At 79.2% G+C, this 1,253-nt stretch carries 1 pseudogene; it reads right to left on the reverse strand.

The features are described 5' to 3' along the window. Positions 1–1,253 (reverse strand): annotated as a pseudogene (locus ACYVI6_RS18730) (hypothetical protein); the annotation flags it as partial.

Below are 1,253 nucleotides of genomic sequence, written 5' to 3' on the forward strand. Positions count from 1 at the left end.
CGGCGCGACGATCGCCACCGGCCCGGGGTCGGCGTCCGGTCGCAGCACGAGCTGCGCGACGCCCGCGGCCACCAGCGCGACGACGACGCCCTCGGCCGCACCGGCACCCCGCACCCGGCCGCCACCGGGCACCCGCCGCAGCAGGTCGGCGACCTGCCGCCGGGCCACGCCGGCCGCGGCCAGCGCAGCCGCCCCGGCGAGGCCGAGCACGCCCAGCTGCTTCGCCACCGCGACCCACCGGGTGAGCTCGAGCCGCGTGCCGGGTTCGAGCACCTCCGCGGCCGCCACCCGCACCAGCAGCACGCCGAGCAGGGTGCCGACCGGCGCCGACACCAGCAGCAGCACCACGACCTCGCCCAGCCCGAAGCGCACCGTGCGCACCGGCGTCAGGCCGCGCAGCCGGGCCAGCCCGAGCTCGGGGGCGCGCTCCTGGGTGGCCGCCGCGACCACGTGCCCCAGCACCACGAAGGCCAGCAGCACCAGCTGCACGGCGGCCAGCGGCGCCGCGACCCGCACCACGGCGCTGCGCTGCTGCGCGGTCTCGACGAGCGTGGGCAGCTGGCTGGTGACCGCCACCCCGGCCAGGCCGAGCTCGCGCGAGACGGCGGTGACCTGCGCGGCAGCCACCTGCCCGCCGGCCAGGTCGAGGCGGCGCCCGTCGACCGGCACGTCGACGGAGTAGGCGCCGATGCCGGTGGCCGCCGCGGTGCCCGCACCGAGCAGCACGACGTCGGTCTGCGGCGGGATCTCGCCGAGCCCGCGCGGGCGCGACGTCGGGTACCAGCCGAACAGCTGCCGGCCCGACCAGTAGTCGTCGGCGGTGTCGAACAGCCGGTAGGTGCCCACCAGCCGCATCGTGAGCGACGCCTGCGCGCCGGCGTCGGTGACGACGTCCGGCAGGGCGACCTCGATGCGGTCGCCGAGCCGCAGCCCGAGCAGCTCGGCGCTGCGCGCGGTGGTCGCCACCTCGCCGGGCGCCGTCGGGCAGCGGCCGCCGTCGAGCGGCAGGTGCTCGCACACCCGCTCGCGCTCCTGCACCGGCACCAGCACCTGGCTGCCGCCGCGGGGCCCCTGCTGCGGGGTCGTCGTGCCGTCGGCCGCCGACGACACCACCTGCCGGCCGTACGCCGGGCCGCGCAGCCCCGCGGCGAGCCGCTCCTGCGTGGCCGCGAGCGGCAGCGTGCGGTCGGCCGCGCCGTTCGGCACGTCGGCGTGCACGCCGCGGCCGAACAGGTCGGACCTGGTCAGCGCGC

The organism is Angustibacter aerolatus (assembly GCF_054776675.1).